Consider the following 13,922-nt stretch of genomic DNA (forward strand, 5'->3'; position numbering starts at 1 on the left):
GGGCGTGCTTTCCCCTACATAGCCGCCAAACCTTGAGGAGATTCCGATGGCGTCCTATCAGTTCGTGTATCACATGGACGGCGTGTCCAAGACCTATCCCGGCGGCAAGAAGGTCTTCGAGAACATCCGGCTGAACTTTCTTCCCGGCGTGAAGATCGGTGTCGTCGGCGTCAACGGCGCCGGTAAATCGACCCTGCTGCGCGTGATGGCCGGCTGGGACAAGGATTTCACCGGCGAGGCCTGGGCCGCCAAGGGCGCTACGGTCGGCTATCTACCGCAGGAACCGCAGCTGGATGAAAGCCTCAGCGTCCGCGAGAACGTGATGCTGGGCGTCGCCGCCAAGCAGGCCAAGCTGGAGCGGTACAACGAGTTGGCGATGAACTACTCGGACGAGACCGCCGAAGAGATGGCGAAGCTGCAGGACGAGATCGACGCCGAGAATCTGTGGGATCTGGACAGCCAGATCGATGTCGCCATGGAGGCGCTGCGCTGTCCGCCCGATGACGCCGACGTGTCCACCCTGTCAGGCGGCGAACGCCGCCGCGTCGCGCTGTGCAAGCTGCTGCTGGAAGCGCCGGACATGCTGCTGCTGGACGAACCGACCAACCATCTGGATGCGGAAACTATCGCCTGGCTGCAAAAGCACCTGATCGAATACAAGGGCACGATCCTGATCGTCACCCACGACCGTTATTTCCTGGACGATATCACCAGCTGGATCCTGGAACTGGATCGCGGCCGCGGCATCCCCTACGAGGGTAACTATTCCGCATGGCTGGAACAGAAGGCCAAGCGACTGGAGCAGGAATCGCGCGAGGACAAGTCCAAGCAGAAGGTGCTGGAACGCGAACTGGAATGGATCCGCGCCGGTGCCAAGGCGCGGCAAGCCAAATCCAAGGCGCGGATCAATGCCTATAACGAAATGGCTGGTCAGTCCGAACGTGAAAAGCTGTCGCGCGCCCAGATCATCATTCCGAACGGCGAACGTCTGGGTAACAAGGTGATCGAGGTCGAGGGCCTGAAAAAGGCCATGGGCGACAAGCTTTTGATCGAAGGGCTGGATTTCAGCCTGCCGCCGGGCGGCATCGTCGGCGTGATCGGCCCGAACGGCGCCGGTAAATCGACGCTGTTCCGCATGCTGACCGGTCAGGAAAAGCCGGATCAGGGTGAGATCACCTATGGTGACACCGTGCATCTGTCCTATGTGGATCAGTCGCGCGATGCGCTGGAATCGGGCAAGACCGTGTGGGAGGAAATCAGCGGCGGGGCCGAGCAGATCGTCTTGGGTGACACGCAGATGAACAGCCGCGCCTATTGCAGCGCCTTCAACTTCAAGGGCGGCGATCAGCAGAAGAAGGTCGGTCAGCTTTCGGGCGGCGAACGCAACCGGGTCCACATGGCCAAGCTGCTGAAATCCGGCGGCAACGTGCTGCTGCTTGACGAACCGACCAACGATCTGGATGTCGAAACCCTGCAGGCACTGGAAGCCGCGCTGGAGGATTTCGCCGGCTGCGCGGTCATTATCAGCCACGACCGCTTCTTCCTTGACCGCCTTTGCACCCATATCCTCGCGTTCGAGGGGGATGCGCATGTCGAATGGTTCGAAGGCAATTTCGAGGCCTACGAAGAAGACAAGGTTCGCCGCCTTGGTCCGGATTCGATCGAACCGAAGCGCGTGAAATACAAGAAATTCACCCGCTGATCGGATCCTCGCGTCGAACAGGCGCAAGCGCGCGGCAAGGCGAACCGCTACGGGATCGCCTTGCCCTCAACCGAATCTCCTGCTGCCTTGCACGCCCTTGGGCAGTCTTGCCTACGCAATCGCACGAATACACTTCGGCAACCTGTTCAGGCATAGTTAACACATCGTCAGCGAAGCAGTTGGCGACCATTTCAAGGTCGGGATTTTGGGCCGTCAGGATCGCGCGGGTCAGATTGTACGGGTGATGAGTGTAACGGCCTTGACCAAGCTGTTTTAAGGCAGTTTTTTTAATGCCGCCGAATCCGTTGCATATTCCATGCGGATTCGGCGGCTTTTTTTGGTTGGGCGCCGGAACCGCGCGGTTCAGCGTTGTGCGCGCAACACCATGTCGATCAGCTCTACAACCGATCCAACGTCAAGCTTCTCTAGGATGCGGGCGCGGTGGTGATCCACGGTGCGGGGGCTGATATCCAGATAGCGACCGATTTCCTTGCTGGAAACCTCGGCCGGGTTCGCCAGCATGTGATCGACGATTTCCTGTTCGCGGGGCGTCAGGCGCGCAAGGCGTTCCTTGATCTGGCGCGTGGCAAGACCTTCGCGGCGCATCGTTTCGGCCATTTCCATTGCCGCATGGATACGCTGGATCAGATCCGTCTGCCGGAAGGGCTTCTCCAGAAAATCGATCGCGCCGCCCTTCATCGCCTGCACGGATTCAGGGATTCCGCCATGGCCGGTAATGAAGATGATCGGGATGGCGATGCCGCGATCACGAAGATGCTGCTGCAGTTCCAGGCCGTTCATGCCCGGCATTCCGTAATCAAGGATCAGACAGCCCAGGCGTGTTTCGTCATAGGCTGCCAGAAAGGCCTCGGCGGATTCGAAGGCCTCACAGTCCAGGCCGCGCAGGTGCAGTCCGCGGGTCAGCGATGAACGTATGGCAGGGTCATCGTCCACGATGAAGACCGTTCGCACGCCATCGTCGTCAGTCATTGCCCGCTTCTCCCTTGTTCAGCGCCGTTGTAGAACGGCGCAAACCCGTATCATTCGTTCTGTCGAAGTGTAGCCCATTCCACGTCAGGCTGTCGCCGGGGCAATGGCTTCCGCGACCGGGGCACGGCGCAGCGTAAATCGGAAGCGGGCGCCGCCCGTATAGTCCCTGTCCAGGTGCAGTTCCCCGTCATTCGCCTCGATCATGGACCGGCAGATCGAAAGACCCAACCCCATTCCAGCCGGTTTGGTCGTCTCGAACTGCGAAAACAGGTTGATGCCTGGGTCGATGCCCGGCCCGGTGTCCTCGACCGTGACCTGGATGAATTCGTCCTGACCTTCGGCGCTGATGATGACGCGTCTGGTGGGGGAATGCGCCCCGGACATGGCCTCGATCGCGTTGCGGATGAGATTGACCAGGACCTGAGCGATCTGGATGCGGTTGGCGCGCACGGGCGGCAGGTTCGGCAGGTCCGCGATGATCGTGACATCTGCCTCGACCGCCTCGGGTTGAACAAGACGGCGCGTCTGCTCCAGCAACTCGGCGAAATCGAACACGGTTGCCTGCGCCCCGTCCTTGCTGATGAAGCCGCGCAATGCCCGGATGATCTCGCCCGCGCGCAGTGACTGGCCTTCGATCTCGCTCAGGATCTCGCGCAGTTCGGGGGCGCTGTTCTGGGCCTGTTCGGCAATCAGCAAAGCGGTATCGGCGTTCTGCGCGATGGCGGACAACGGTTGATTCAACTCGTGCGCAAGCCCGGCTGCCATCTGGCCCATCGTATTGCCACGCGCCAGATGTGACAGATCGCGGTTGAGCCTTGCGATCTCGCTGTCGCGGGCTTTCATCTGCGTGATGTCGTCAAGCGTCACCACGGCGTGCAGCGGTTCGCCGTTATGGTCACGAATGAGGATGGCGTTGACCGCAAGGCTGACCGGATGGCCGTCCTTGTGCAGGATCCGTGCTTCCCGGTTGCTTGTGAACGCGTCGTCTGTGGCAAAGGCCGAGGGCAGGAACAGATGCGGGTCTTGTGGCGGGGTCAGGTCGGTATAGCGCATAGACAGCAATTCATGCACCGTGTAGCCGGTGATCTCGCACAGCTTGGCGTTGACCTTGAGGAAGCGCCCCGTATCGGGCGAGATCTGCGCCATCGCCCGTGACGACAGATCGAAAGTCTGGCCGTATTCGCGTTCGGCCTTCTTGCGGGCGACAATCTCCTGCATCAGCGCTTCGTTCGCGTGGGTCAGTTCCCTGTAGGTCCGCGGCAGTGGATCGGTCGGGCTTGCTTCTCCCTGAGAAATCAGCGCCGAGCGTACCGCGAACGCGCGAACCGGCCTGTAGATATAATTCGCCAGCAGCAGCCCGATCAGTCCGGTCACGACTGCGACGGCAACGGCGATCCAGATATTCGTCGTGCGGTTTTCCCTGATTTCGCCGATGAAGTCGTCACGTGGTGCATAGACGGCGATCGTCCAGGGCAGCTGCTCGCTGATCTGGGGAAGAACGTTGACGATGTAGTTGGCGCCCCGATAGGTGAATTCTGAATACACTTCCCGGCTAACGGGCAGGTCGAATTTCTCGCCCATTTCGGCGAATGCCTCGCGGGCGATCGGATCGCCGAACTGGGTGATGTTGACAAAGCTTAACGTCCCGTCGCTGCTTTCAGTCTTGATCAATGACTCGTCGGGATGCGCGATGACGTCGCCATTGCTGTTGACGATCAGCGCCTTTCCGCTTTCGCCGATCTGCAGCCGCGACAGAAAGTCGGATATGCTGCTGATCTCGATATCGACGCCCACCGCACCACGCAGCGTCGAGACCCCGCCACGAACCGGAGCGGCCAGCGTGATGCCCGGCTGCTGCGACGAGAAGAATATATAGGGTTCGGTCCAGATCGTGGACCTTTGATCATTCGCGCGTTTGTACCAAGGCCGACTGCGCGGATCGAAGGTGTCGGTGGGATCCACGTTCCGCGTCACCACAGCGAAATTTTCCGTCCGCCAGATGAATTCGACCTTCCGGACGCCATCCTCGAAGGTGATCAGCTTCGATCTGAATGGCGCCGGGCCGTCGTTGCTGCGCATCACATAGACGAAGCTGCCATCCGCGCCGCCGAAATACAGTCCCGAGAACTGAGGTGTGATGCGCAGTTGCTGAAACAGGAATTGTTCCAGCATCTGCGGATTTTCGGCGGAAACGACCCGGTGCTGTGCCAGCCTGGCGGCCAGTTCGGCCGCGCCCTGAGCCGGGTTCAGAAACCCCTTAGAATGTTCGGCCGTGGTGTGGCCGACATCGCTGAGAAGACTTCTTGCGTGATCAAGAAGTACTTGCTGCGAAGTCAGATAGGACGAGAATACGACCGCCAGAACCGCCACGAACTGAAGCCCGGCAAGGCCGATGGCAAGCATGGCGGCAAGGGAATTTCTCATCGTTCGATCACTGAAGGTCCAATTTCAACGACCTTTGCGCGAAAGGTGCCGGTTGCGCAAGATCAGGTGGAAAAACAGGGTATCAGTGAAGGATTACGATAGATGCGTCGAAATAGATGTGCGCCGTCCGACCATCGAAAAACTTCGCGGGCCTTGCGGGCGCGGCGCAGCAAAGCCCTTCCGCCGAGGGCGAGGTCGGGCAGCGTTTGTCGAATTGATCAGGCTCACCGCAAGGCGGTCATCAGGACATGACCTGCTTGCGATAGCCGCAATCGGATTTGCGCGCCGGCGTGATCGTCGCAGGCTTGGACTGCAACCTGGTGTCCGTCGCTTGCGGTGCCTTTTCTGCCTCGGGTGCCTGGATCACGGGAACACTTGAGTCGGCGTTTTGCGCAAGACCTGGTGTGGCCATGAATGCGGCAAGCGCCAGCGGAACGAGGATACGGCCTGTCATGGAAGCTCCTTTCACGGTCTGGTCGAGTGAACAGGATGCGACCGAATCGGCAAATCTCAAAGGAAAACCGCCGACCGGTGCACGCGATTGCACCAGATCGTGACTGTTCCCTGGTCGCATACGCACCTACGAATATAACCAGAAAGCTTTGCACAGGACCGAAAGGACGATCATGCCCAATCGCCGCCATATGCTGATCTCGGCTGCGGCCGTCGCAGTCACCGCCGGTGTGCCCGCGCTGGGTCAGGGATCAGAGCGCGCAAACCCGATGCCTGAGGAACTGCGCAAGGCTCTGGAACGCAGCCCGAACGCACCTGTCTTGGGAAATCCGGATGGGAATATCACCCTGACCGAGTTCTTCGACTATAACTGTCCGTTCTGCCGCAAGATGGTGGGAACGGTGCAGAAACTGGTGTCGTCAGACCCGCAGTTGCGCGTTGTCTACCGCGAATGGCCGGTCTTCGGGCCGGACAGCGAGTTTGCTGCGCGCGCGTCGCTGGCGTCGCTGGATCAGGGAAAGTATTGGCAGTTCCACAGTGCAATGATGGCGATGAAGGGCCGCGCGGCCGAGGCGACGGTGATGCGCGCGGCGCGCGATGTCGGACTGGATGAGGCGCGACTGCGCCGTGACATGGACAGCCAGCGTGTCGCCGACCACATCTCGTTGTCATTCCAGCTTGCCGACCACATGGGGCTGGTCGGGACACCAACCTTTATCGCCGGCGATGAAGGCATCTTTGGTGAACTTTCCCTGAAGGAGATGCGCGATCTGATCGGCCGCGCCCGCAAGACGCTGGCCGGCTAGCGTATCTTGCCCTTCCATGCCGGCGGCCGTCCGGCGACCCAGGCGAAGAAACGCGCCAGATCCGGGTGGCCGCGCAGCGCCTCGACGCTGTTATAACGGCGCGCCAGCTCTGTTTCCGACAGGGTCTTGTGGATGGTCGAATGACAGACCTGGTGCAACAGAACTGTCGGTCCGCCTTTCCCGCCGCGCAGCTTCGGCGTCAGGTGATGGCGGCTTTGCGGCACGCCCGGCGGGATCGGTCTTCCGCAAAGCGGACAGACGGGGATATCCCCGTCCTGGCTCATGTCTCGGGACGGAAGGGTTTGAACGTGGTCCGATGCGATTCTTCCAGTCTGTTGATCTCGGCATCACGTTCGGCACGCGTCAGAGCGGGCCACGGCGTCGGATTTGAGATAAGACCCGCAACCAGAAGTTCGGCGTGCATGCGCGGAAAATCCACTTCTCCCCACGACGAGCGGCTTGGTCGCGATCCGGGTTGTGGCATCCAGTCATTCAAAAGACAGTTGATCTCGCTTGCCTGCATGCCCTTGAAGACCTTCAGCTGCCTTACAAGAAAGGCTCCGATTTCCATGCTGCGTCTGGTCAGAACCGCTGCCTTCTGCCCAGAATTCCCGACATATCCCAGCAAGTGCAGTGGCGAACAATCCGTGCCGATGACGTATTTCGCGGCGCGATACCGTGCGATCTGTTCGTTCTGCGAAGACTTCTGCGGATGGAAGATCTCGTAACCCTCCGCAGCGAGATATTCTTCGACCTTGTATTCCCCCAGAATGCTGCCTCGATGAGTGGGCAGTAGAGAGCGGGAAACATATAGCCGTTCGGGCCCCTCAGCGGGCACGTTCTGGCCTGCATGGCGGTTGATGTAGTCGCGGAACTCAGGGCTGCCGTCAATCAGATCAAACATGCCGAAACCCTGGCGAGGGACATACAGATTCTCGATCCGCGTGACTTCATGGGCGATCTCGATCGGCAGCTCGATTCCGAACGAGGTCAGAACCTGACGATAATGCTGGACATGATGCTGAGTGATACGGGGGGTCTTCGGGGTAAAAATCATCCCGTCCACGCGATGTCCGACTGCGTCCAGCGCCCAGATTCTAGCCAGTGACTCAACAATGAAATGACCGAAGTGGCCATAGTAGATGCCGCCGAAGATATAGCTGCCTGGCAAATCCCGGATTTCCGCATTGGTCGGCAGGGTCGGCGCGCTGTTGACCGGCGTCGTCGAGTTGCTCCAACTGATCGACTGTTCAACGAAGTGTCCATGCGGCGTCAGCACACCCGACGGCAACTGCCGCGCACCTGTCTGTGCTTGGGGCGGAACGACTAGCCCGTCAGTGATGCGAACGAGATTGTCGACCGGGTTATCAAGTTCAAGTAGCAAAAGAAATCCTCGGAAGCGCCCGCTCAGATGCGGATGTAGATGCGATCAAGTCTGTATCGGATCGTCAGGTGTACCCACAAGATACCGCTTTCGAATGCCATGCGCGGCAAATCCTTGGCCATTGCGCCTCAGAAACAGCACCAGCCGGGCGATGAGGTCTGGCCGACCCCTCGCCGCGGCGCGGTCTGCAACTTCGTTCAAGAACCAAGGAACGCGACGGCTGGCGCGATAGGCGGCATAGAAGCGGGCGTCGGTCATTCTGTTTTCAACGACGTCTCGGGTTACATCGCTGAGAAGCCCGGCCCTACGAAATGTCAGCGCTGTCTTGTGACCTGCATGGCGCATTCTCATAAATCGCACGTTCTTTCCTGAGAACCGTTCCGCATGGATTCGGTCCTCCTCAAGAAAAGGATCATAGACCAACCAGACTTGCGCCGCCGCCCCGATTTCTGCCGCCGCGTCTGCGAAGGGGCCCGACCAGTCGGCTTTGCGGCCAGACGAGAATCGTTTTTCCCAAGGAACCAGTTTTTTCTTAAGCGTGGACTGTGGCGAATAGGCAATCACCTTGCAATCCGGCACCAGCGATGCGAACGCGCATGCAGCATAGGCGCCCATTGAGGTGCCCGTCAGGGTAACGTCGCGAAACCGACGGAAAAACCCTTCATCGGCAAGACGCCGCATCTCCCGAAACAACTTCGGATCGCGGAACCAGTCAGGCCGAAAAGCCATTACCCCAAGATGTGACCAGCCGAATTTGGATGCGAAACCATAGCCCCAAGGATCCCGATCGACTACATCATCGCGGACTGATGATAGGTTGTCGAAGCTGACGATCAGGTTTGCGGAGTCGCGATCGACGAACACCAGCGCGTGATTGCCAAGCGCTTGATAGAACCCCGTGCGATGGTTAGAGCGACGCAAATCACGCAGCCAAGACGGACAAGGCTCGGGTGCAATCTCACCTTCCGATCCGTCGAAGGTCTCGATTTCGTCGTCTTCGGGGTTCGGCATGGGTTGCGTATTCCTGCAGTGCGGGTCGAAATCCGGGCTGCGTGACCATCACATTCAAAGTCCTGTGGATGCAATGCTTTCTCTGAGAATCAGGTGTCATTCCGCCCACTCCCAAGGGCGGGTGTATTCGCCGAGGCGCCGCGCGATCTCTGAACTGTCTGCGCCATCCGTGCGAGCAAGGCAGGCGACCAGACCGCGCTTCTTGTCCTCGATCACTTCGACGACATGCGCGCCGGTGCCTTCCAGCGCGGCGTCATAGACACGCCGAATCGCCATGCGCCGCAGGTCGGGCTTGAAGATCTTGCCAACCGCGGTTTTGGGAAGTTCCGCCAGAATCTCGAGATGCTTGGGGACGGCGGCGCGTTCGTGAATATGAGTGCGGGCGTGGTCGGCCAGCTCCTCGACCGTCACCTCGGCGCCTTCGACCAGTTCGACATAGGCGCAGGGCAATTCACCGGCAAAGCTGTCCGGCTGCCCGATCGCGCCGACAAAGGCGACGGCGGGGTGCGACAACAGCGCCTCCTCGATTTCGGCGGGGTCGATATTGTGGCCGCCACGGATGATCAGATCCTTGGCGCGGCCGGTGATCCACAGGTATCCGTCGGGGTCCAGACGGCCCAGATCGCCGGTCCGAAGATAGATGTCCTCGGCGAAAAGCCGGTGGTTCTTGTCGGCTTCGGTATAGGTCGAACCCGGGAAGACTCCCGGATTGGCGATGCAGATCTCGCCCACCTCGTCGATGCCGCAATCATGGACGTTGCCCGCATCGTCATGCCTGAGGATCCGCACATGCGTATGTGGCAGCGGAATTCCGACCGAGCCGACCTTCTTCATTCCATCGACGGGATTGCAGCTGACAAGGCAGGTCGCCTCGGTCAGCCCATAGCCCTCGGCGATCTCGACGCCGGTCGCCGCCTTGAAGCGATTGTACAGCTCGATCGGCAGCGGCGCCGACCCCGAGATCGCGGTCCGCAGCGTCGATACGTCGCCATCCACAGGTCGCTGCATCAGAGCCGAGATCGCGGTCGGAACGGTGATCAGGAACGTGCAATGCCAGCGTTCGATCAGCTTCCAGAAATTGTCGAAGACGCCGTCGCCGCGATAGCCTGCCGGCGTCGGCATCACCACATGCGCGCCCGAGGCGATGCACGACATCAGCACCGGATAGGCCGCAAAGACGTGGAACATCGGCAGGGGACACATCAGAACGTCGGTTTCGTCAAACAGCAATGTCCCGCCAAGCCAGCCGTTATAGATCATGCCGCTGTATTTATGCTGCGCGACCTTGGGTGTGCCGGTGGTGCCGCCGGTGTGGAAATAGGCCGCGACCCGGTCCTGCTGGGGGTCGTCGAACATCAGGCGGTTATGCTTCTGGGCGCTGGTGGCGGCCTCGAAGTCCAGGATCTTCGCGTGATGCCGTGTCTTGACCTTCGGGCGCAGCAGCGGAACCAGCAGGCGCTTGGGTCCGCGCAGATGCCGCCGAAGGTCGATCTCGACGACATGGCTGACGTTCGGGGCCTGGGCCACGGCGGCCGCGGCCTTCTGGGCGACGTCCGATTTCGGGAAGGCCTTCAGCGTCACCAGCACCTTGGCATTGGTCTCGCGCAGGATGCCGGCGATATGCTCGGCGTCCAGAAGCGGGTTGATGGGGTTGACGATGCCCGCGGTGGCGCCGGCCAGCAGCACGATCGGAGTCTCGATGCTGTTGGGCAGCAGATAGGCGACCGTATCGGTCGGTCCCACGCCAAGACTGCGGAACAGATTGGCAGTTTCGGTGACCCGTTCCAGCACCTCACGCCAGGTCAGCGTGGTGGCATGATCGCGCGGCCCTGACAGCAGTTGGAAGCTGATCGCGGGGCGGTCGGGGAAACGTTCGGCGGTCCGGGTCAGGAAGCCGTGAATCGTCTTGGGCAGATCGCGCTGCTCATACGGCATCTCGTTTTGAACGCGATCCCGGTCGTCGTAGTTGCTGAAACGGCTCATCTATCCCTCCCTTCAGGACCCGTCGGGTGCCTGTTCCCATCGGCGTACCATGAGACAAAGGTGGGAAACGGGGCAAGGGTCCAGCCCGCCCCGCCCTGTGAAACGCGGCGTCAGATCGACCGCACTAGGCGTCCTGCGGGATTCGCAGGACCTGGCCCGGATAGATCTTGTCCGGATCGCTCAGCATCGGGCGGTTGGCCTCGAAGATGGCGTGATACTTGTTGGCGCTGCCCAGATGCTGCTTGGCGATGCCTGACAGCGTCTCGCCCTTCTTGACGGTGTGAAACACCGGTGCGGCCTGTTCCTGCGGAAGATCGGCTTCGACCTTGGCGATCCCTTCGATATTGCCGACGGCAAGGATCAGCTTTTCCATGGTGGCCCGGTCTGCGCCCCGGGATTCGATCTTGACCGTGTCGCCCTTCAGCGTCAGGTGGACGTCATCTGAATCAAGATCCAGCGCCCGCAATTCGGCCTTCAATGCGGCCACCTTGCGTTTGGTGTCATCGGCCTTTGCCGATTCGCCTGCAGGCTTTTCCTCCGCGGGCGTCGAGGGAGTCGCCGCCTCGGCTTTTCCGAAGATGGATTTCCCGGCATCCTTGACAAAATCCCAGATCGCCATGTGTGTCTTCCTCTGCGGGTTATGTTTCCTACAGGGGCGCAGAATGGCAGCGTCTGGTCAAGACGCCTCGCGGCAAGGCATCGCCGATCACTAAAGTGTTTTTCAACCTGAGGTTGCTGCATCGGGGTGGCGACCCTAGGCTTGACCACAGACAGGATTGTTCGGATGGAAAAAATGGTTCACTGGAAACGCCTCGCGGCACCGATGCTGGCGTGCGTGGCACTGGCCGCCTGTGGTGACAGCACGCAGGTTGCCCAACCGCGCGATCCGGGTGATGTGCAGGCGTCTGCGCCCGGCAAGGCGACCTGTGTCGCGACGACCGCCGCGCAGAACGCCGCAGGCGCGCGGGCCACGAACGCTGCGCGAACGCGCAGCGGCCTTGCCCCGGTCAGGTCGAACATGCTGCTGGCCGACGTGGCCGCGCAGCATGCCTGCGACATGGCAAAGCGCGGGGTGATGACGCATCGCGGCAGCAAGACATCCGGCCCCGGCCCTCGCGTCAAGGCCCGTGGTTACGCGCCGCGCCTGACGGCCGAGAATATTGCGGCCGGACCCTTCGACCTGCCCCGCGTCCTGTCCGAATGGAATGCCTCGCAAGGGCATCTGGACAATATCAACATTCCGCAGGTGCGCGACTACGGGATCGGTCAGGCCATCGGTTCGGATGGCCGGACGCGATACTGGTCGGCGATCTATGCCGCGCCGAAATAGGGGCGTTACCCCGCGACCGCCGTCGCGGCGGGACGTTCCAGTTCGGTGCCGTCGGTGAACTGCATCCTCGCCAACCTCGCGTAAAGGCCGCCTTCCGCCACCAGATCGTCGTGACTGCCTTGTGCGATGATGCGGCCGTGATCCAGGACCACGATCCGGTCCGCCTTCTTCACAGTCGCCAGCCGGTGCGCGATGACGATTGTCGTGCGCCCCTCGGACAGGCGGTTGACGGCGGCTTGCACCAGCGCCTCGGATTCCGCGTCCAGCGCGCTGGTGGCCTCGTCCAGCAGCAGAACGGGCGCGTCGCGCAGGATCGCGCGGGCGATGGCGATACGCTGGCGCTGCCCACCGGACAGCATCACGCCCCGTTCGCCCAGCTTCGTGTCATAACCCTGCGGCAATGCGACGATGAAATCATGGGCGTGGGCAGCGCGCGCGGCGGCCTCGACTTCGGATTCCGGGGCGTCAGGGCGGCCAAGACGGATATTCTCGCGTGCCGAGGCGGCAAAGATCACCGGATCCTGCGGCACCAGCGCCAGCGCCTTGCGGAAATCGTCGCGGCGCATGTCGCGCAGATCGATCCCGTCCAGCGTGACCTGGCCGGTGCCGGGATCCCAGAACCGTTGGATCAACTGGATCACGGTCGTCTTGCCTGCGCCTGACGGACCGACAAGGGCAACGGTCTCGCCCGGACGGATGGTCAGGTCCACCCCCTCCAGCGCCGAGGCGTCGGGTCGTGTCGGGTAATGAAAGCTGACGTTCTGAAGCGCGATTTCGCCGCGCACCGGTCGGGGCAGGGCGACCGGATCGGCCGGGTCGCTGAGTGCGTCGCGCGCGGTCAGCAGTTCGGCCAGTCGTTCGGTGGCGCCGGCGGCACGTTGCAACTCGCCCCAGATTTCCGACAGGGCCCCGGTCGATCCGGCGACAAGGATCGCATAGATGACGAACTGGACCAGCTGGCCTGCCGTCATCACGCCTTCGCGCACGTCCCGCGCGCCGATCCACAGCACGCCGATCACCCCGGCGAAGATCAGGAAGATCACGATCGCGGTCATCAGTGCCCGCGTGCCGATCCGGGTCAGCGCGACATCGTAGGATTGTTCGGTAACATGGTCGAACTGCGCGATGCTGCGGGCTTCGTGGGTATAGGCCTGCACTGTCTGTGCCGACAGAAGGTTTTCGGACGCCGCGCCGGACGAGGTCGCGATCCAGTCCTGATTGGCACGCGACAGCATCCGCAGACGGCGGCCCAGCACGATGATCGGCACCAGGATCGCCGGCACGATCAGCACGACCAGCCCCATCAGCTTCAGCGAGGTGAAGGCCAGCATCGCCATCCCCCCGGCAAGGATCAGCATGTTGCGCAGCGCGATCGACAGCGACGATCCGATGACCGACTGGATCAGGGTCGTGTCGGTCGTGATGCGCGACAGGATCTCGCCAGTCATCACGCGCTCGAAAAAGCCGGGGCTGAGGGTGATGACGCGGGCGAAGACCGCCTTGCGGATGTCTGCGACCACGCGTTCACCCAGCCGCGTCACGAAATAGTATCTGGCCGCTGTGCCAAGCGCCAGCAATGCGACGATGGCCAGGGCGGCGCCGAAATATTTGTCCAGCAGGCCTGCGCCGTCGTCGAAATTGTCCACGACCCGGCGCACCGCCAGAGGCAGGATCAGACTGATCCCCGACGTGACGATCAGTGCAGCCAGCGCCAGCGTGACCTGAATGCGATAGGGCCGGACAAAGGGCCACAACGCCCGCAGCGCCCCGACCTTCTTGCTGGCGGGCCTGTCTTCAAGGGTGCGCGTTCCGCGTGCCATATCTGCCTGTTCTTGAATG

Annotated in this window: 12 protein-coding genes; 3 read left to right on the forward strand and 9 right to left on the reverse strand. The window is 61.4% G+C overall.

The genetic code is table 11. The annotated features are described in order from the left end of the window. Positions 1-46: 46 nt before the first annotated feature. Positions 47-1,702: an energy-dependent translational throttle protein EttA gene (gene ettA, locus MU516_RS01705; protein ID WP_260275470.1), complete on the forward strand. Its 1,656-nt coding sequence runs from the start codon at positions 47-49 to the stop codon at positions 1,700-1,702. 363 nt (positions 1,703-2,065) lie between these two features. On the opposite strand, the gene MU516_RS01710 is transcribed toward ettA, so the two are convergent. The 3 genes from MU516_RS01710 to MU516_RS01720 form a co-directional block, all read right to left on the reverse strand. Further along, on the reverse strand, positions 2,066-2,692 hold the full coding sequence (locus MU516_RS01710) for a response regulator transcription factor (RefSeq protein WP_260275471.1): 627 nt from the start codon (positions 2,690-2,692) through the stop codon (positions 2,066-2,068). A gap of 84 nt (positions 2,693-2,776) precedes the next feature. Beyond that, positions 2,777-5,116 carry a cache domain-containing protein gene (locus MU516_RS01715; RefSeq protein ID WP_260275472.1) on the reverse strand — a complete coding sequence of 780 codons (2,340 nt, stop codon included), beginning with the start codon at positions 5,114-5,116 and terminating at the stop codon, positions 2,777-2,779. A gap of 241 nt (positions 5,117-5,357) precedes the next feature. Then, positions 5,358-5,570 (reverse strand): hypothetical protein, encoded by a 213-nt coding sequence (locus tag MU516_RS01720; RefSeq protein ID WP_260275473.1) that lies wholly within the window; start codon positions 5,568-5,570, stop codon positions 5,358-5,360. Between the two features lie 172 nt (positions 5,571-5,742). Between MU516_RS01720 and MU516_RS01725 the strand changes: the two genes are divergently transcribed. After that, positions 5,743-6,375 carry a DsbA family protein gene (locus MU516_RS01725; protein ID WP_209054647.1) on the forward strand — a complete coding sequence of 211 codons (633 nt, stop codon included), beginning with the start codon at positions 5,743-5,745 and terminating at the stop codon, positions 6,373-6,375. Here MU516_RS01725 and MU516_RS01730 read toward each other — a convergent pair. From MU516_RS01730 to lysM, 5 genes are all read right to left on the reverse strand, one after another. Then, entirely contained in the window at positions 6,372-6,659 is a 288-nt protein-coding gene (locus tag MU516_RS01730; protein ID WP_260275474.1) for an HNH endonuclease, read from the reverse strand. The two genes, MU516_RS01725 and MU516_RS01730, sit on opposite strands and share 4 nt — an antisense overlap. Further along, on the reverse strand, positions 6,656-7,759 hold the full coding sequence (locus MU516_RS01735) for a glycosyltransferase family 61 protein (RefSeq protein WP_260275475.1): 1,104 nt from the start codon (positions 7,757-7,759) through the stop codon (positions 6,656-6,658). The genes MU516_RS01730 and MU516_RS01735 overlap by 4 nt, the downstream gene beginning before the upstream one ends. 45 nt (positions 7,760-7,804) lie before the next feature. Continuing rightward, a complete protein-coding gene (locus MU516_RS01740) occupies positions 7,805-8,770 on the reverse strand; it encodes a hypothetical protein (protein ID WP_260275476.1) in 966 nt (321 codons plus the stop codon). Positions 8,771-8,866: 96 nt separating this feature from the next. Then, on the reverse strand, positions 8,867-10,753 hold the full coding sequence (locus MU516_RS01745) for an acyl-CoA synthetase (RefSeq protein ID WP_260275477.1): 1,887 nt from the start codon (positions 10,751-10,753) through the stop codon (positions 8,867-8,869). Between the two features lie 124 nt (positions 10,754-10,877). Then, a complete protein-coding gene (lysM, locus tag MU516_RS01750) occupies positions 10,878-11,372 on the reverse strand; it encodes a peptidoglycan-binding protein LysM (RefSeq protein ID WP_260275478.1) in 495 nt (164 codons plus the stop codon). Positions 11,373-11,537: 165 nt separating this feature from the next. Here lysM and MU516_RS01755 point away from each other — a divergent pair, with 165 nt between their 5' ends. Continuing rightward, positions 11,538-12,083 (forward strand): CAP domain-containing protein, encoded by a 546-nt coding sequence (locus MU516_RS01755; RefSeq protein WP_260275479.1) that lies wholly within the window; start codon positions 11,538-11,540, stop codon positions 12,081-12,083. Between the two features lie 5 nt (positions 12,084-12,088). On the opposite strand, the gene MU516_RS01760 is transcribed toward MU516_RS01755, so the two are convergent. Continuing rightward, the gene (locus MU516_RS01760; protein ID WP_260275480.1) at positions 12,089-13,903 is read right to left on the reverse strand and encodes an ABC transporter transmembrane domain-containing protein; all 1,815 of its coding nucleotides are present in this window, start codon (positions 13,901-13,903) and stop codon (positions 12,089-12,091) included. Positions 13,904-13,922: the final 19 nt, after the last annotated feature.

This window comes from Paracoccus maritimus (assembly GCF_025195095.1).
Taxonomy (GTDB): Bacteria; Pseudomonadota; Alphaproteobacteria; order Rhodobacterales; family Rhodobacteraceae; genus Paracoccus; species Paracoccus maritimus.